Here is an 18,859-nt window from a genome sequence, read left to right as displayed (position 1 = left end):
TAATGGTTTTAAAGGACGAAATGCTTTTAGGTAGTCGTTGTTATGTCGTCCCTTTAACTAAGAATACTGCATTCAGGAGTGACTTAAAATATGCTTTGCTCGGAATGTCATGCGCCATCACTAAGTTTGTTATTTTAATATAAAAGTAGAGTGAACTTGTTGAACAGTAAGTTGTCAATGTTATAAGAGCAAGGACACATAGGATGAAATTTTTGGTAAGAGGTGTCTATGCCCCATGAGACGTCTTCTGATCAGATATTAGTAGAAAAAGTACAGCAAGGTAATAAGCATGCTTATGACCTTCTCGTTGCTAAATATCAATATAAAGTGATCAGTATTATTGGACGTTATGTTCAGGACCGACACGAGGCTCTCGATGTTGCCCAAGAGAGTTTTATAAAAGCTTATAAAGCCATTGGGAATTTTAGAGGGGAGAGTGCTTTTTATACCTGGCTGTACCGGATTGCAGTCAATACAGCGAAAAATCACTTAGTGAGTCAGTCGCGCCGTCCCCCTTCTCGAGATGTGGCGCTGGACGATGATGACGGTTACAGCCACGACGAGGCACTTATGGATGTGGCTACTCCTGACGCGTCGTTAAACCGTGATCGGTTAGAAAAAGCGATACATAAGGCCATCAGTATGTTGCCAGAAGACTTACGTAGTGCTTTAACGCTGCGAGAGTTTGACGGTCTAAGTTATGAAGAAATTGCCCATATTATGGAGTGCCCAGTAGGGACGGTGAGGTCTCGAATCTTTCGTGCTCGTGAAGCCGTTGAAAAATATATTTATCCTTATTTGGATAAAGGAGAAGATACATGAAAACATCTAAGCTGATATCACAGGAACACTCTGCCAGACTGTCTGCTTTGATGGATAACGAAGCATCGGAGCAAGATATCGATGCTCTTTTGGCTGTTATGTCAGAAAACGAGGCCCAACAGGAAGCTTTTACAGAACAGCTAGCGCATTATTCTGCTCAGCAGCAGGGATTTAGATCTGATAGAGGTCTAATCGAAACCAGCAGCCTTATTGCTAATGTACGTCAAGCAATTATAGAAGAGGAAACTTTGGAACGCTCTGCTAAAGTGGTTTCACTACAACAAGTTGCAGAGTCTAGTGAGAAACAAAGTGTGTCGACAAAATGGGCAGTTGCTTCGGGTTTTGCTGTGGCGGCCAGTGTGGCCTTTGTTGTCGTTCTAACGGGCAATGTATTGTTAGCTCCTAGCGATCAGTCTCCCACGTTGGCGGAAACTTTCAAGAGTGATGAAAATGTAACACAAGAGCTTGTCGCACAGAGCCAAGCTGATGATCTGTCTATTAATTCTGCGCGTTTACAAAGCTACTTGCGAGCCCATACAGAAGAGGCGACTCAAACGGTGGGGCAAGGAATGATACCCATGGCAAGGGTTGTTAATTTTACGCTCAAAAAAGACAGTGAAGGCGAGTAACAATATGAAGGCTGCTTTTTCAGTTTGCTGCTTAATCTTAAGCTTTCTGGCATCAGGTTTTGCCCAAGCAAGTCTTGCTAATTCTGCGATGGACCGGCTTGATGCGATGACCCATGCTTTTGCCCAATTAGACTATGAAGGCGTGTTTGTTCACAGCAGTTCTAAGCATATGAACAGCATTCGTGTGCGTCATCAATACTTAAATGGCACAGGCTATGAGAGCTTAATTGACTTGGATGGAAATAGAATTGAAGTGCTTCGAGTTGGTGACAGCGTTATCTGTGTGTACCCAGACAAGCAAAGTGCTTCTACTACTGTCCCGAATTTACCCACACTGACTCGTTTTCAGGGGTTATTGAAGAGTCAACTTACAAAAGGCTACCATGCTATTTTGGGAGAGCAGGAGCAACGCATTGCGGGTCGAAATGCGGTCGTAATTCGTTTACAGCCTAGAGATGAATATCGCTACTCTCATGAATTTTGGCTAGATGCGACCAACAACTTTTTATTAAAGCACGTCACATTGGGCTTGGATGGGAGTATTCTTGAGCAAATGCAATTTACTTCGGTAAATTTTTCTCCTGACTTGAAACCAAATGATTTTGTCCCCAAAAAAGAAGCATATTTTGAGCACCTTGAGGAAGCGCAACTCCAGTTTGCGGCCAACAATTGGAAATTTGATTGGATGCCACCGGGCTTTGATCTGGTTTGGCCTGATGTGCGAGTGATGGAACAAGGTGCAAACATGATGCTGATCTCTGACGGCATGGTGAGTTTATCGATTTTTATCGAGCCGGTTTCTCAAAGTAAACCTTTGCAGTTTATGAATATGGGAGCGACCCGAGCCGGAGAAAAAACCATCATGGTAAATGGTCAGCGTTATTTGTTAACCATGGTGGGCGAAGTCCCTCAGGCAACAATCACAAGATTGATGTCAGTATTAATGCCAAGAGTAAAATCATGATAGAAGAGAGTGGAAAAGTGCTCGCGACAGAGCGGGGCTTTGCACAAGTTGAAACCATTCGCACAAGTAGTTGTAACGCTTGCCGAGCTCGTCATGCCTGTGGACACCATGCAATTGCTCAGGTTTCCTCTTCTAATCGTATGCTAATGACCGCCATTGATCCGTTAAATGTTCAAGTAGGTCAAAAGGTGGTGATAGGTGTTCCTGAGGACACCTTGTTACAAGCATCCATATGGATGTATCTCGTTCCCTTGCTAGGCCTGATTTTGGGTGCTGTATTTCCTGCGTTATGGCAGGGCTCAACATTGAGTGCTGTCATGCTGTCCATTGTTGGCTTTGTGGCGGGGATATGGCTGGCCAAGAGAAAATCAGAAAAAGAGCGTAATAATCCAGACTTCTACCCGAAAGTATTAAGAATTGAAACGGCTCAGGAACAGCAAATACCTCACGTATTTTCGCCCTGAACAAAATACCAGACTTCACCTGGCACTGTAATGAATTTGGTACGAAAAGGAGACCAATAAATGAACAGATTGCTTAAACACATGAGCATAGTATTGGTAAGCATCAGCTTGTCATTTTCTATGTTGGCGCAAGCGGCGCAGCTACCCGACTTTACCGAGTTGGTGGAAGAGGCGTCCCCTGCTGTCGTGAACATCAGCACAGAGCAAACCGTGAAACAAGCGGCGCAACGTGGTGATGGTCGCCAGCTTCCTCCGAATAGTGAGGAATTGAACGAATTTTTCCGCCATTTCTTTGGCCAGCAGCCTTTTGGTCAGCCTGCTCCGCAGGAAAGACAGCGTAGCTCTCTTGGCTCGGGCTTTATTATTTCTGATGATGGCTATGTCTTAACCAATAATCACGTCATAGACGGTGCTGATATTATTCATGTTCGTTTAAGTGATCGACGTGAGTACACGGCAGAATTGGTGGGGACAGACCCCAGAACGGATTTAGCCTTGTTGAAAATAGATGCCGAGAATCTACCAACGGTTACCATGGGCCAGTCGGATGATTTAAAACCGGGCCAATGGGTGTTGGCGATTGGGTCTCCATTTGGTTTTGATTATACGGTAACCGCAGGGATTGTCAGTGCAACTGGGCGTAACTTACCGTCCGACAGCTACGTCCCCTTTATCCAAACAGACGTTGCCATTAATCCTGGTAATTCAGGCGGCCCGCTGTTTAATCTAGATGGGGAAGTGGTCGGAATAAATTCGCAGATTTACACTCGCTCAGGTGGTTTTATGGGCGTATCGTTTGCTATTCCATCCAAAGTCGCTATGTCGGTTGTTGAGCAATTGAAAGCCGAGGGAAAAGTTTCTCGCGCTTGGTTGGGGGTGCTGATTCAAGATGTAAATAATGAGTTAGCCGAGTCCTTTGGTTTAGATCGACCACATGGTGCTTTAGTTAGCCGTGTTTTGGCGGATTCACCTGCTCAAAAGTCTGGCCTGCAGTCGGGTGACATTATTATGTCGTTCAATGGTGAAAGCATTGAGCACTCTGGGGAGTTGCCGTATGTGGTTGGCCAAATGAAAGCTGGCGATAAGGTTAAAACGGTTATTTACCGTGACGGTAAAGAGCAAGAATTGCGTATTACATTAGAAGCGCGTGGCGCGGATGATAGTTTGGCTGGGAACTCACAACAAGAGTTAAATCGACTAGGCATGACGGTTGGTGAGCTAAGTGATGAGTTAGCTAAACGCTACGATATCCAAAATGGTGTGGTGGTCGAGCAAGTCATTGGTGGCACAGCGTCACGAAACGGGCTGCAACAAGGGGATGTCATTACCATGCTAAATGGTAAGCGCATTGAGAGCGTGGCTGAATTTAGAAGTATTATTCAGGACGTTCCAAATAATCGATCTGTGCCTATGCGTGTTATTAGGGATGGCTATCCAATGTTTATCCCGTTCAAAATCATGGAATAACCATATGAAAATGAGAAAACGCCTCACGTGAGGCGTTTTTTTTTGCGTTTTAAATGGATTTTGAGAAAATCTTAGAGTTACGCTGGTAGTTATATAGCTCTTTTTTCTGGCTGGGTAAGGCATCTAGTGATGTTTCTCTAAAACCACGCTCAATAAACCAGTGGGCTGTTCGAGTCGTGAGTAAAAAGATGCTCTGCATCCCCTGTTGTTTGGCGGATTGTTCAATGCCTTTTAATAAGCGTTCACCGCGATTTTCACCCTGATAGTTAGGTGAAACCGCTAGGCAGGCTAACTCCCCCATATTATCGTGTTCGAACGGGTATAAGGCGGCACAGGCTACAATAGCGCCATCACGTTCAATAACAATGAACCTGTTTATTTCATTTTCGAGTAAGTCGCGGGAGCGCCGCACCAAAACGCCTTTTTCTTCCAAAGGGGCCAGCAGGGCCATCATGCCACCTACATCGTCGATGTTAGCAGACCTTAATTGCTCATAGCTGTCTTCATCTATCATGGTGCCAGAACCTTCCCTAGTAAACAGTTCGCGAATGAGTCCACCATTAATTTTGTAGGAAATTAAATGGGCTCTTGGCACCCGTTGGCGAACGGCTTTTACACAGGTCGTTAATGAGGCAGCTAACATGGCTGGCATGTCGTTTTTCGCAAGAAGCCGCTCTGCTTCTTGAGTGACTAGCTCAGAATATATGTGGCCATCTTCGGTTAAAATTCCTTCTTCTTCTGAAAAAATAACAAGTTTGTCAGCGTTCAGCTGGGTGGCTGCTTGCAGGGCGACATCTTCTCCTTTTAGGTTGAAAATTTCACCGGTCGGAGAAAAGCCTAAATGCGGAAGTATGACCATATGATCATGCTCTAATAATCTGAAGATGGCCTCAGTATCAATACGTCGTACTTCACCAGTATGTCCATAATCTACACCGTCTACCACACCAAGAGGTCTCCCCATGACGAAGTTACCGCTGCATACTTTTAGGCGAGCACCGTCCATTGGCGTGTTGGCGAGCCCCATGGACAATTGTGCTTCAAGCTGTACTCGTACTGCCGAGGAAGCTTTAATTACATCTGCAAGCTGATCTTGAGGGGTGACGCGATAATGAGCCCCCAAATGAGTAGGGACACTTTGGTTAAATAATACCCTGTCTATTTGTGGCCTAGCCCCTTGCACTAAAACGAGTCGAATACCTAGGGAGTCTAATAATGCTAGGTCGTGAATAAGGCTAGAAAAATACTCACTCTCTGAAGCTTCACCAGGTATCAAAATAACAAAGGTTTTTCCCCTATGGGCATTAATATAGGGAGAAGAGTGGCGGAACCAGTCTACATAATTGAGTTCGTCAGACACGTTTATCCTCGTTTTATGGGTCTTCTTTGGTCAAACAAAAGCGTTCTATTAAGCCCTTAAGGATGTGCTGCATGGGCTGAATTTGGTCAAGGGCAAGAAACTCATTTGGCTGGTGGGCTTGATCAATGGAGCCTGGCCCTAACACTAAGGTTTCTAATCCCATTTGATTTAAAAATGGGCCTTCTGTAGCAAAGGCTACAGTGGTGGCGTCTTGCTTTGTTAATGACTCGCAAGCTTTAATAATAGCGGATTCACTGGGTGTATAAAAAGAAGGAACATCCGGAAATAAGCTATTTAATTCAATTTTAGTACCGGTTTTTTCTTCAATTCCTGGTAGACGGTTGGCAATTTCACTCATCAAAGATTGATTGCTCATACCCGGTAGGGCACGTAAGTCAAAATCTATCTCGCAACTGCCGCAGATTCGGTTCGGGTTGTCTCCCCCATGAATACAACCTAAATTGAGGGTAGGGTAATCGATAACAAAATTGGCATCACGATAGGTTCCTTTAAGTTCTTGGCGAAAAGCCATTAATTCGGACATAACCTTGTGCATGGCATCTAAAGCATTATTACCTAAGTTCGGGTTGGAAGAGTGTCCAGCTTGGCCTGTAACTTTAATTCGCTCCATCATGATGCCCTTATGAGCATGAATTGGCGTCAAAGAAGTGGGTTCACCGATCAAGGCATAGCGGCCTTTAATTTTGCCCTGTTCTGCCAGTGCTCGGGCTCCAGCCATGGAGCTTTCTTCATCGGCAGTCGCTAAAATAATTAAAGGTTGCTGAATGTTCTGCAAGGACATTTGCTGAATCGTATCGAGCACGATGGCAAAAAAACCTTTCATATCGCAACTGCCTAAGCCAAAAAGCTTATTATCTCTTTCAGTGAGTTTGAATGGGTCTGACTGCCAACGCCCTTGGTCATAGGGTACTGTGTCTGTGTGCCCAGAAAGCACTAAACCACCCTCGCCTTGGCCGAAGGTGGCGATCAAGTTACATTTTTCAGGATCATCAGGTAGGGGCATGATTTCGCACTGAAAACCTAAGTTGCTTAACCAGCTTTCTAGTAATTCAATGACCTTTTTATTTGACTGATCCCAGTGAGCTTGACTACAACTGATAGACGGCGTGGAAATCAGCTGGGTCATCATGTCCAGTAAAGAGGGTAAGCGGGCCATTATTTGTTCCTCGAACCAAAGGTTAATGACTTATGTTACTACTCTATTTAGCGGATCTGGTAGACTTAACGCTAATTTATTTAAGAAGTTTAACTGGCGAGCAGTTTTAGCCCCTGGAGAAAGAAAACTATGTCAATTGAGTTAGAGCTTAAATTGATGATTCAACCCCAACACCTACCCTTAGTGAGTAATTACTTAACGTCGCTAGTTCAAACTGGGGGCGAGGAAGCCGGGAAACAGTTTCAATTAATGAATGCGTACTTTGATACACCGCAAGGGGTGTTACGTGAAACAGGGATTGCACTACGTATTCGTGCCATTGACCAGCGTTATATCCAAACCGTTAAAACCCGAGGTAGTAGCCGTATAGGTATGCATGCTCGAGGGGAATGGGAATGGGACATTGAGCAGGATAGCTTGGATTTGTCTTTGTTGAATAGCATACCTTTACCTCAGGCGTTATCTCAGGCTGGTTGGAGAGAAGAGCTGCAAGAAGTATTTCGCACAGATTTTTCTCGCCGCATCTGGCAAGTCTCTAATGATAAAAGCAAAATTGAAGTTGTGATGGATCAAGGGGAGGTAGTGTCTAGCCACGGGCTTGATGAAATATGCGAATTAGAGTTGGAGTTAAAAGAAGGAAGCGAGCAGGCTTTGTACGAGTTGGCACTAAATATTGCTGAGCGAATTCCAGTACAAGTCGGCTTGGTCTCAAAAGCCCAGAAAGGGGCACGTTTAGAGCATGGGCGCATTGAATTCCCCGAAAAAGTGCCTAGCCATTCCGATATAAAAACTCTTGCGGCATACTGGTATGAGGTTTGGTTGGTATATTGGGAAGCCATATTTTTTACTCAAGACCCAGTGTTAACACACCCATTAAAAGATGCCTTAGCTCAATTAAAGCGCTGTTTGCCCGAGATGTTCCAGGCAGACCTTGAAAAACTGGGTAAAGTATACCAAGAACACAGTGTTAAGCATGACATTACCCACTTCGATTTTGGCAAACAGGCTTTCTTTAGTGAATTGCAAAATATCCCGCTCACAGGACAGGTGATGCTGAAAGTAGGGCTTTGGTTGAATCAGCAGTTAATGCGGTAGTTCGTAAATTAAATAATAAAAGGAATGTTTGTGACTGAGTTTATCAATACTTCTGCCTACGCCACTTTTCGTAATGCCCACTCTGTAGAGTTATTGTTAGAGCATATTCAAGATGCGAGAGATAGAAAACAGCTAGATAGGCTCACTGGCACTCAGGTCACCAATAGTGAGCCTTTTTGGCTATTAAGTGATTACTTACATAGCCAAATTGTTAAGAATCCTCACTGGTTAGAAGAGTTGGAGGTGCTTAAAGACCTTCCGCAAGAACCCAGTGTTGCCGCATTAATGGCTGGCGAAGCATTCTTTGCAAAAGAACATAGTGAGCTTACTCAAAACATAGATTTCACCATCGATGAAGTTGAGCTCATGAAGCGTTTGCGCAGTTATCGCCAGTGGTGGATGACGCGTTTAATTATTCTGGATTATCAGCAAACTATTACCTTAAGTCAGTTTACTTGTTATCTGAGTAAGCTTGCCGATGTGTGTGTTGAAGCCAGCGTACGTTGGAGTGAAGCTAAGTACCTCGCTTTATATGGACAAGCTTTTGACGAGGGGGGCGAGCCCTTGTCTCTGATTGTTATAGGCATGGGCAAACTGGGTGGCTTCGAGTTGAACTTATCCTCCGATATCGACCTCATTTTTGCTTTTCGGCAGCATGGAGACACTCAAGGCGGTAAAAAATCCATTAGTCATCAAGAGTACTTCACTAAAATCGGTCAAAAGCTCATTCAGCATCTAGATCAAATAACCGCAGACGGTTTCGTATTCCGTGTTGATATGAGGCTTCGTCCGTTTGGCCAGTCTGGTGCATTAGTGCTGAGTTTAGATTCATTAGAAAACTACTATCAAGATCAGGGCAGAGACTGGGAACGCTATGCCATGATCAAAGCTAGAGTGATGTTAGGCAGTGAACTGGATCATCAAGAGTTTGAAGGCCTAAGAAGGCCATTTGTGTATCGCCGTTATTTAGACTTTGGTGCTATTGGTGCCTTACGTGACTTAAAGAAAATGATCGCGAAAGAAGTTCGCCGTAAGGGAATTGAGCACAATATTAAGTTGGGTGAAGGTGGTATTCGTGAAGTAGAGTTTATCGTACAGGCATTGCAAATACTGCATGGAGGAAGAGACAAGGGCTTACAAAATGCTTCTTTACTTGGTTTGTTGCCTTATCTTGCCCAACAAGAGTATTTGTCTTCTCAGCAAGTCGCAGAGCTTAATCAGGCTTACTTACTACTACGTCGAACGGAACATGCCTTACAGTCTATTAAAGACGAGCAAACACAGCTTCTTCCTGAGGACTCTATTGAGCGAGCAAGATTAGCAGCCATTGTGGGGTTTAACTCCTGGCAGGAATTGGATGAGGCGCTTTGGAGGGTTAGAAAGCAAGTACATCAGCACTTTATTGAATTAATTGACGATGGTGAAGAGGTTGATACGGAATACGATGCAGAGACTTGGCGCATTTTGCTTAAAAAGCCAGAAGATATTAGCAGTATTCTCGAAGCAATCGAAAGGGTAGATTGGATTTCGCCTGATAATATTGCTCAGCAAATACAAGGCTTATTGAGTTCTAAAACCGTCGCATTTATGCAAGCTGTAGGTCAGGAGAGGTTAGCGATTTTCCTTGCCATGTTGATTTCTAAGTTAGAAGGTGAAGAGCAGCCAGACGTCATATTTGAGCGAGTGTTGCCTATTTTAGAAGCAGTACTTCGCCGTACGGCTTATTTAGTGCTCTTATGTGAGAACCCGACAGCGATCACACATCTTGTAACTCTATGTCGTGAAAGCGTGTGGTTTTCCCAAGCCATCTCGACAACACCTGCTTTGCTGGATGAATTGCTAGATGCACATTCTCTGTTTTCACCACCTGATAAAGCAATGCTGGCAGATGAGTTAGAGCAGTGGTTAATGCGCCTACCGCAGGACGATGAAGAAGCTCAGATGGATGCAATGCGTCGCTTCAAACGTTCAATAACTTTACGTATTGCTGCCTGTGATATAACGGGTGTATTACCTGTAATGAAAGTGAGTGATCACTTAACATGGCTTGCAGAAGTTTTGTTAGAAAAAGTGTTGCAACAATCGTGGTTCTATCTCACACAGAAACATGGCTTCCCTGTTGATCAAGAGGAGGCGCACCTAACAGCACAACTTAGCGTGGTTGGTTATGGTAAATCCGGTGGTTGGGAGTTAGGTTATGATTCTGACCTTGACCTTGTCTTTTTATATGAGGCTCAAGCCACAGGTTATACTAATGGCGAACGCAGCATTGATAATCAAACTTTCTATACTCGGCTGGGTCAGCGACTGATTCACATGTTAACTAGCTTTACCGGTGCTGGTCGCTTGTATGAAGTCGATATGAGGTTAAGACCGTCAGGTAATTCTGGCCTATTAGTAACAAGTTTTGATTCTTTTAAAGAGTATCAGCTAAAAGAGGCATGGGTATGGGAGCATCAGGCGTTAACTCGCGCTCGAGGTTTAGCTGGTAATTCTAGCTTGCTGAAGAAGTTTGAAGCGTGCCGAAAAGATATTATTTCTCAGCCTAGAGATGTAAAAGACTTAAAAGAAGAAGTGATTAAGATGCGTGAAAAAATGCGTAAGCATTTAGACACAGGCGGCAAAGACAAAGGTTTTGATTTAAAGCAGGGAGCTGGTGGCATTATTGATATTGAGTTCATGGTGCAATTTTTAGTGCTGGCTTGGTCGGGTAAATGCCCTGAATTAATGACCTACTCAGATAATGTTAGGCAACTGGAGGCGGCCGCAAAACAGGACATAGTGAAACCTGAAATAGTGGCTCAGTTAATAGACACCTACACTTTTTATCGATCGCGTATTCATAGGCTAACATTGCAACAGCAAGGAAGGGTGACTCAGGCAGAAGACTTGGCTGCGGCCCAACAGCTTGTGAGTAAACTTTGGCAAGATTTTGTAGATGATTAACTTGGTTGATCGTATTTTGAACAGTCCAGTGCTATAATTCGTTTAATTAAAGCATTAGGACGTAAGGAGGAGTTTATGGCAATTAACGGTGTTGGTAATGATGCCATGGCTTACGCCAATGAAGTTTATAGCGCAAGCTTGGCAAAAAGTGCTCAAGAGCAACAAGCGCAGCAAGCATTAGCGTTACTTGAAAGTGCCGCGCAAAGCCCTGTATCCACTCCTGCCGCAGTCAGTGGATCACACACGACAACGGATGTACTGGGCCAGAATATTAATATTCGTGTGTAAAAGATCGTTAAGAAACTAAACCCAGTTTGCCATGCAAACTGGTTTTTTTTTGCTTATTCTTGCTCAGCTATGAAGTCTTGATCCAACTCAGGCAAAGGTTGGTCGTTAATGGCCGCTTCAAAAGCCTTTAAACGTTTATAAATCGACATAAGCTCGACAATGGTGGTCCAAGAGTTTATTAGAAACTGGAAAGAGCCTTCTACTTGGTTAAAGGCATTTAGTATTCTTTGCATTATACCTAGGGTAAAGGCCCCAGCTACAATCGAAGGCGCTAAAGCAATAAGAGGGACAAACTGACCGACATTTAAGTAGCTATAACGCACAACATTAAAATAGAGGTAATTTGCATAGAGTCGGAAGTAGTTCTGGCGGACGTTATAAAAAAGCTCTGACAGTTTTGCCGGTTCAGCGCGGTCTTCAAAATCCTCTCCATAAACCAGCTCCTTACGATAAGCAGCCTCAACTCTTTGATTCTTAAACTCTAATCCTGGGAGTTTAATGCCGGCAACCGCTAATAATAAGGTACCAAAAATAGACCATAAGATGGCAACGAAAACGAGAGCTTGGGGTACTTCGCCTATAATTGGTAGGACTTTTACGTGGTCGGAAAGAGCCCATAGAATAGGTAAGAAGGCAATCAGAGTCATAATAGAATCTAAAAAACGCACTCCCAAGCTTTCCATAATACCGGCAAAACGCATGGTGTCTTCTTGAATACGCTGTGAAGCCCCTTCAATTTGACGCACTTGTTGCCATTTCGAGGTATAAAACTCGGTCATGGAGGTTCGCCATCTGAACACGTAATGGCTAACGAAAAAGTTATTAAACACAGATACGGTAACCGCTACCATAATAATAATGGCCACAGTGGAAAGTTGGCTGTAAAAGTCGTTGAGGGTAATGCTTTGAGGGTTGCTAAGTGCATTTTGGATAAGGTCGTAAAAGCTACCATACCATTCGTTTAGCATGACGCTGACTTGTACTTGAAACCAGGTGATAAAAACGATCAAACCAGAACCAATAACAGACCATTTCGCCCATTTTTGTCCACCGATTAACACCCAGGTTCCGATGAAAAGAGCGTAACAAACAGCCATGTATTGATACAGCCAAGCGTTCAGGGCTGAGTTTTGGGCTGCTTGATAGGCGGCTTGAGCTGCCTGTTCTGCGCCTTCAGGAAGAGCTTGCGGAAAGTCGATGCCAAACACAAAGCCTAGGCTTAAAAGGTCGCCAAGGTCTTGAATTTCGGTGTACCAGCCAATAACACAAATGAGTGCCCATAGGGCAAAGCTTATAAAAAATAACCTTGGGTTAGGAAAGAAAGATTGAAACACAATTTACTTCTCTTGCTGTGGGTAGGGTAAATAGCCATCGACCTCATCGAGAAAAACGACTCTTATCTAAGCTTAAACCACTCACGCAGTAAGAACAATTGAGTTAACTTTAAGAAATCAGTAAAAAAATGCCATAGGGCAGGGAATATAGGTGAGATATAGTTAAAAGAGATAAAAAGTTAAAAGAGATAAACAGAGGGTCAACGCCCCCTGTTTACGTTAGCTCATTATGCTTGCGCGACCACTTTTGCAACGGCGCGTTCAAAGCGTGCAAGACCCTCTTGAATATCCGCCTCAGGAATAATCAATGACGGTGCAAGGCGAACCACATTAGGGCCAGCAACTAATAAGAACAAACCTTCTTCTGCTGCTGCTCGCATGAAAGCACTTGCATTACCTGCAAATTGCTCCACGACTTCGCCACCAATTAAAAGGCCCATACCACGAATGTCTTTAAAAATATGGTATTTTTCATTAATGGCTTTTAGACCCGCTACAAATTGCTCGTGACGAGCTTGAATGCCACTAAGTACCTCAGGGGTATCCACAATATCAATGACAGCTTCAGCAATGGCACAAGCCATTGGGTTACCGCCGTAGGTACTACCATGAGTACCAAAAGCTAAACTTTTAGCGGCTTTTTCCGTTGCTAGCATTGCGCCCACCGGAAATCCATTACCCAGCGCTTTAGCTGTGGTAAGAACATCCGGGGTTACACCAAGTTGCTCATAGGCGTACAAAGTACCAGTACGGCCCACACCAGACTGAACCTCATCAAATACCAATAGGGCGTTATGCTGGTCACATAGTTCGCGAACTTGTTTAGCGAATTCCACATCAGCAGGGATAATACCGCCTTCCCCTTGAATGGGTTCCATAACAACCGCACAGGTTTTATCACTGATGATGGCTTTCAATTGCTCAATGTCGTTGTAGTCACAGTGGTTGATGCCACCAGGCGTAGGCTCAAAGCCTTCTTTGTATTTAGCCTGACCACCAACGGAAACGGTAAATAAAGTACGACCGTGGAATGACTTGTTGAAAGCAATGATCTCATGCTTCTCTGGACCAAAATGGTCGTAAGCGTAACGACGCACAAGTTTGAATGCCGCTTCGTTGGCTTCACCGCCACTGTTGGCGAAAAAGACACGATCAGCAAAGGTTTTGTCCGTTAGTTTTTTCGCCAAACGTAACGCAGGTTCATTGGTCATTACGTTAGCAAGGTGCCAAAGCTGACCCGCTTGCTCACGCATTACTTCAACTAATTTTGGGTGAGAGTGGCCTAGAGCGGTAACGGCGATACCACCAGCAAAGTCAATGTATTGTTTACCTTCTTTGTCCCATACGTGTGAGCCTTCACCGCGCACAGGAATAATTGCGGAAGGGGCGTAGTTTGGAACCATTACTTCATCAAAGGTTGCTCTTGTTACTTCTAGTGTCACTTTCAAATACCTCTTAAAAAGTGGGTGGCCGGATAACGACCACCCTGTAGTTTATATTAGATTTCTAAGCTCACGAATGGCTACTGTAACCATTGCCAAAGTTAGCTCGTTGCCAGCTTTGATCTCAGTGAATGTAGCTCGATAATGCTTAATGTTATCACTGTTTAGCTCGCGCCATTGAGTGAGTCTTTGTTCTAGGTCTGAAATTTCTGTGTTAGCTTGAATGACCTCTTGAGTAAGGGTACGCAAACTATTATCCACCTCGTCACCTAAACCTGCTTTAGCGCGGCGTTGCCACATATCATCAGCAGTAAGCTCATTCACACTGTGGCGTAACCAATGCAACTCGAGATCCATTTCCAGAGCAAAGTAAGTTTGCGCCACATCGAGTACTTCTTTTTCGGTGTTGCTAGCCACTCGGATGATGTCTAGTCCATAGAATAAGTAGTCTAATGCCGATAGACGTTGTGCCACCTCTTCTGGGATGCCTTTTGCAATTAGATTTTCGCTGATTTCAGCCAAATGCTGCTGGCTAGGCTCAGTCAGAATGGCTTGCATATTGGCACGGATAATTTCCACACCTGGCTTATAAGTATCTTTCAGTTTCTGAATAGACAAGCTTTCTCGGGTATTGCGAAGCAGCCATAGAGTGGCTTTTTCTACCAAGACTTGAATGCGAATCAGTAGCGCATTTAGCTCACTGTTAGGTACTTTGAAGTCCAGGTCGTTAATCGCATCCCACAAAGCAGGAATACCAAAAATGTCTTCCGCCGCCATGTAAGCTCGAACTAGGTTTAAGGCCGACGCGCTGGTTTCTTCTTGCATGTAAGTGCTAAAGGTTGGCCCCATGCGATTGCCAAGATTGTTTGTTACATGGCCTGCAATGATTTCTTGAGACAGTGCATGAGACGCCATTTGGTCGCCAAATTGCTTGCTCAATTGCGATGGGAAGTACTGATGGATTTGAGTCAGTAAATCTTCATCTTCACCAATGCCATCTTCCACTAACTGCTCAGAAAGCTTGATTTTAGAGTAAGCCAAGAGTACCGAGATTTCTGGGCGTGTTAATCCTAGACCTTTGTTCAAACGCTTTTTAATCTGCGCGTCACTTGGCAAGAACTCGATTTCACGGTTCAGACGGCCTTCGCGTACCAAGGATAAGATGAGGCGCCAGTGGTCTGCCAGGCGATCCGCAGCACGGGCATTGGCAAGAGACAATACATGGCTCTGGCCACGGTTATGACGCAATACCAGTTCTGCAACCTCATCGGTCATTTCCGCTAACAGCTTGTTACGCTGCTTTTCTGTCATATCACCGTTCTCAACCACACGGTTAAGTAGGATCTTGATATTTACCTCATGGTCAGAACTGTCAACCCCAGCCGAGTTGTCAATGGCATCTGTACTAATGAGTCCACCATTTTGAGCAAATTCAATACGACCGTTTTGAGTTAAGCCAAGGTTGCCACCTTCACCTACAATTTTACAGCGTAGTTCTTTACCGTTTACACGAATCGCATTGTTCGCGTTGTCGCCTACATCTGCATGAGATTCGCTCTCCGCTTTAACATAGGTACCAATACCACCATTCCACAGTAGATCTACTGGGGCTTTAAGAATGGCATTTAATAGATCATTGGGTGCCATGGACTTAACATTGCCTTCAATGCCAAGAGCTTTGCGAATATCGGCATTAATAGGAATAGACTTCGCGGCGCGGCTAAAGATGCCACCACCTTTGGAAATCAGTTCTTTATTGTAGTCTTCCCAAGAGGAACGCGGTAAGTTGAACATTCTTTGGCGCTCTTCAAAAGAAGTGGCTGAATCCGGCGTTGGGTCAATGAAAATATGCATATGGTTAAATGCCGCCACTAAGCGAATATGCTTGGACAGTAGCATGCCGTTACCAAATACATCCCCAGCCATATCGCCGACACCAACGGCCGTGAAATCCGTATTCTGACAATCTACGCCAATCTCTTTAAACTGACGCTTAACAGATTCCCAAGCACCACGAGCAGTAATGCCCATTTTCTTATGGTCGTAACCATTTGAGCCACCTGAGGCAAAAGCGTCACCTAACCAGAAACCGTATTTCTCAGAAATACTGTTGGCGAGGTCAGAGAAGGTTGCAGTACCTTTGTCGGCTGCAACCACCAAGTATGGGTCGTCTTCGTCATAGCGCTGCACAGACATAGGCGGTACAAGTTCGTTTTGAACTAGGTTGTCTGTAATATCCAGCAAACCACTGATGAAGGTGGTGTAACAATGAACCACTTCCGCTTGAACTTCTTCACGGGAAGCATTTTTCTTCAACTGTTTGGCAACGAAGCCGCCTTTTGCACCAGCTGGTACAATAACGGCATTTTTTACCATTTGAGCTTTGACTAGGCCTAACACCTCAGTACGGAAATCTTCCATGCGGTCAGACCAGCGTAAGCCACCACGAGCTACTTTGCCGCCACGCATATGCACGCCTTCTACCCAAGGGGCGTAAACGAAGATCTCAAATTTCGGACGTGGTAATGGCACAGCCGGAATTTGTGATGGATCCAGCTTGAAAGAAACGTAATCTTTCACAAGGCCGTTTTCATCGTGTTGATAGAAGTTGGTACGCAGCATGGCTTCAATTACAGACAAGTAGTGCTTAAGAATTCTGTCTTCGTCTAAGTTAGCGACCTGGTCTAGCTCTAAAGTGATCTTATCAACAATCTTCAGCACTTTTTCATCACGTTTAGCAATGTCGCTAGGGTCAAACTTCTGCTCAAACAGTTGCACTAACAAGCGTGTGATGCCTGCATTTTTTTCAAGGGTTTGCTGCATGTATTGCACAGAGAAAGGTACTTGTAATTGCATTAAGTACTTAGTCAGTGCACGTAGCATGGTCACTTGACGCCAAGTTAAGGAAGCGTCTAACACAAGTGCGTTGAAGCGGTCATTCTCAACTCGGCGACGGAATACCTGGTTGAAAGCGTCTTGGAAAGCTTCACGTTGAGCAGATTTCTCTAAGTTAACGTCAGCATCTACCACAATGGCAAATTCAACTACCCAGGTGTTTGCTTTGCCATCACCGTTTTGGTCCAATTCATAAGGGCGGGCTTCCAGTACTCGTAATCCCATGCATTCCAAAATAGGTAATACATCAGAAAGAACAAGTGTGGTGCCTGAACCATAAATTTTAAAATAGTAATTGTTTTTGCTCTGACCCACTTGGCGGTATAGATGTGTGCTAATTTCCCCTTCACCAGCCAACTGGTTGAGGCGGTCAATGTCCAGTACTGCGGTATTGGGCGAAAAGTCTTCACGGTAGGCTGCTGGTAGATAATGAGCATAAGTAGTGAAAAGCTCATTGCCGACTTCTTCACCATGGCTGGTTTGTAAGGCAAGGTGAAGCTTGTCTTCCCAAGAGCTCATTGCATCTTGCATATTGCGTTGAATGTCTTCTACATCGATCGTTGGACTTTGTTTTGGGTCGGCGATCTGAATGGTGAAGTTAACGCGAGCCAGTACTAATTGAGAAAACTGCACGTTGAATTCTGAGCTGGTGCCGTTACACGCTTTCATCAAGATATTTTGCATCTTGATACGTAGTTCAGTGTTGTAACGGTCTCTTGGTACATACACCAGGGCATTTAAGAAACGACCGTAAATGTCTTTGCGCAAGAAAACGCGAAGTTGACGACGCTCTTGTATCGCTAAAATGCTTTCTATTGTTTGATAAAGCTCTTCCGCTGGGGCTTGCAGCATTTCATCACGAGGGTAGCTATTTAAAATATGCTTTAGGTTTTTACCCTTATGGCTGTTTGGGTCTACATTGGCTTTTTCAATGATATGATTCAGCTTAGTGCGCAATAGCGGGATATCTTGCAAGCGAGCAACATAGGCTGCAGAAGAGTAGAGGCCAAAGAAACGCCATTCGCCAATGACTTTTCCTTTCTTATCAAAACGCTTAATGCCTAGGTAATCTAAGTGTACTGGTCTATGTACCGTCGAGATGGCGGTAGACTTAGTTAAAATCAGAATGTTGCTGTTGTCTACAGCAAGCTCAGCCAACTTGTCCTGTAGGACAATGTCGCGCTTCACTTTCTTATCGTTTAAGTCTCTGAACGTTCCTAAGCCAGAACCGTCAACTAATTTTAGGTGCGTTTCTTTACCTTCAATAGCAAGGTCATAGGCTCTAAAACCAATAAAGGTAAAGTGGTTGTTAGCAACCCAACGTAAAAAATCAAGATTTTCTTGGTGTTCTTTGTTGTCTTTTAAATGAGCAAGCTGCTCTGATTCTTTGATGATACCATCGAGCTTGTCTTTCATGCTGGGCCAATCTGAGACGGTTTTAGAGACATCTTCTAGGCTGGCTAATAAAGCATCTTTAATGGCTTCCATTTGTGAAAAGTCTGACAAGTGGTCAATTTCGAAGCGCATTAAGGCTTCTTGGTTGTCAGCGTTTGAATCTATTTTAATAAGGTCGCCAGTTTTACTTCGCTCAGTGCAAACGACTGGGTGCGCAGTTAAATGAATGGTGTGCCCAAGACGAACTAGAGACATGTTGAAAGAAGAAACAAGGAAAGGCATATCCTCGGCTAAAATTTCAATAACCGTGTGAGTGGATTGCCAGCTGTGCTCTTCAAAGTTAGGGTTGTATACACGTACCTTTGGTTGGTTGTCAGGACGCTGTTGTAAAAAGTCCCAAAGGCAAATAATTGTGCCATATAAGTTTTCAATTGATTCATCAACCAAGTCTTCCGCTAGTGAGTCCTGGAAGTAAAGGTGAGTTAATTGAATTAGGTTTTTGGCCTCTGTTGCACTAAAGTTATCATTAATCTCAACTTCAATGCGTTCGATTAGTTCGCTTTTTTTATGATTCGTCATGT

General features: G+C 44.2%; 13 protein-coding genes. 8 read left to right on the top strand and 5 right to left on the bottom strand.

Going from position 1 to position 18,859, the window contains the following annotated elements:
• The first annotated feature begins 228 nt into the window (after positions 1–228).
• Genes rpoE through ACYVGZ_RS15490 form a run of 5 tightly spaced genes read left to right on the top strand, consistent with a single transcriptional unit; the run spans position 229 to position 4,346 of the window.
• Positions 229–822 (top strand): RNA polymerase sigma factor RpoE, encoded by a 594-nt coding sequence (gene rpoE / locus ACYVGZ_RS15510; protein ID WP_460757625.1) that lies wholly within the window; start codon positions 229–231, stop codon positions 820–822.
• Entirely contained in the window at positions 819–1,451 is a 633-nt protein-coding gene (locus tag ACYVGZ_RS15505; protein ID WP_460757623.1) for a sigma-E factor negative regulatory protein, read from the top strand. The genes rpoE and ACYVGZ_RS15505 overlap by 4 nt, the downstream gene beginning before the upstream one ends.
• Before the next feature lie 4 nt (positions 1,452–1,455).
• On the top strand, positions 1,456–2,415 hold the full coding sequence (locus tag ACYVGZ_RS15500; protein WP_460757621.1) for a MucB/RseB C-terminal domain-containing protein: 960 nt from the start codon (positions 1,456–1,458) through the stop codon (positions 2,413–2,415).
• Positions 2,412–2,879: a SoxR reducing system RseC family protein gene (locus tag ACYVGZ_RS15495; RefSeq protein WP_460757619.1), complete on the top strand. Its 468-nt coding sequence runs from the start codon at positions 2,412–2,414 to the stop codon at positions 2,877–2,879. Before ACYVGZ_RS15500 ends, ACYVGZ_RS15495 begins: the two co-directional genes overlap by 4 nt.
• Before the next feature lie 60 nt (positions 2,880–2,939).
• Positions 2,940–4,346: a DegQ family serine endoprotease gene (locus ACYVGZ_RS15490; RefSeq protein WP_460757616.1), complete on the top strand. Its 1,407-nt coding sequence runs from the start codon at positions 2,940–2,942 to the stop codon at positions 4,344–4,346.
• A 49-nt stretch (positions 4,347–4,395) separates the two neighbouring features.
• Here the strand turns inward: ACYVGZ_RS15490 and argA are convergent, their stop codons facing one another.
• Entirely contained in the window at positions 4,396–5,706 is a 1,311-nt protein-coding gene (argA, locus tag ACYVGZ_RS15485; protein WP_460757614.1) for an amino-acid N-acetyltransferase, read from the bottom strand.
• Between the two features lie 13 nt (positions 5,707–5,719).
• Positions 5,720–6,883 (bottom strand): acetylornithine deacetylase, encoded by a 1,164-nt coding sequence (gene argE / locus ACYVGZ_RS15480; RefSeq protein WP_460757611.1) that lies wholly within the window; start codon positions 6,881–6,883, stop codon positions 5,720–5,722.
• Positions 6,884–7,012: 129 nt separating this feature from the next.
• Between argE and ACYVGZ_RS15475 the strand changes: the two genes are divergently transcribed.
• The 3 genes from ACYVGZ_RS15475 to ACYVGZ_RS15465 all read left to right on the top strand — a co-directional run bounded on the left by ACYVGZ_RS15475 (position 7,013) and on the right by ACYVGZ_RS15465 (position 11,212).
• Positions 7,013–7,978 (top strand): CYTH domain-containing protein, encoded by a 966-nt coding sequence (locus tag ACYVGZ_RS15475; RefSeq protein ID WP_460757609.1) that lies wholly within the window; start codon positions 7,013–7,015, stop codon positions 7,976–7,978.
• Positions 7,979–8,008: 30 nt separating this feature from the next.
• On the top strand, positions 8,009–10,924 hold the full coding sequence (gene glnE, locus ACYVGZ_RS15470; RefSeq protein ID WP_460757606.1) for a bifunctional [glutamate--ammonia ligase]-adenylyl-L-tyrosine phosphorylase/[glutamate--ammonia-ligase] adenylyltransferase: 2,916 nt from the start codon (positions 8,009–8,011) through the stop codon (positions 10,922–10,924).
• 75 nt (positions 10,925–10,999) lie between these two features.
• Positions 11,000–11,212, top strand: coding sequence for a hypothetical protein (locus ACYVGZ_RS15465; RefSeq protein WP_460757604.1), 213 nt, complete (start codon positions 11,000–11,002; stop codon positions 11,210–11,212).
• A 53-nt stretch (positions 11,213–11,265) separates the two neighbouring features.
• Here the strand turns inward: ACYVGZ_RS15465 and sbmA are convergent, their stop codons facing one another.
• From sbmA to ACYVGZ_RS15450, 3 genes are all read right to left on the bottom strand, one after another.
• The gene (gene sbmA / locus ACYVGZ_RS15460) at positions 11,266–12,546 is read right to left on the bottom strand and encodes a peptide antibiotic transporter SbmA (protein ID WP_460757601.1); all 1,281 of its coding nucleotides are present in this window, start codon (positions 12,544–12,546) and stop codon (positions 11,266–11,268) included.
• A gap of 227 nt (positions 12,547–12,773) precedes the next feature.
• Positions 12,774–13,988: an aspartate aminotransferase family protein gene (locus tag ACYVGZ_RS15455; RefSeq protein WP_460757599.1), complete on the bottom strand. Its 1,215-nt coding sequence runs from the start codon at positions 13,986–13,988 to the stop codon at positions 12,774–12,776.
• A 51-nt stretch (positions 13,989–14,039) separates the two neighbouring features.
• Positions 14,040–18,857 (bottom strand): NAD-glutamate dehydrogenase, encoded by a 4,818-nt coding sequence (locus tag ACYVGZ_RS15450; RefSeq protein WP_460757596.1) that lies wholly within the window; start codon positions 18,855–18,857, stop codon positions 14,040–14,042.
• Between the last annotated feature and the right edge of the window lie 2 nt (positions 18,858–18,859).

It is taken from the genome of Marinomonas epiphytica (assembly GCF_054780655.1).
This window is presented reverse-complemented; position numbering and strand designations above follow the sequence as displayed.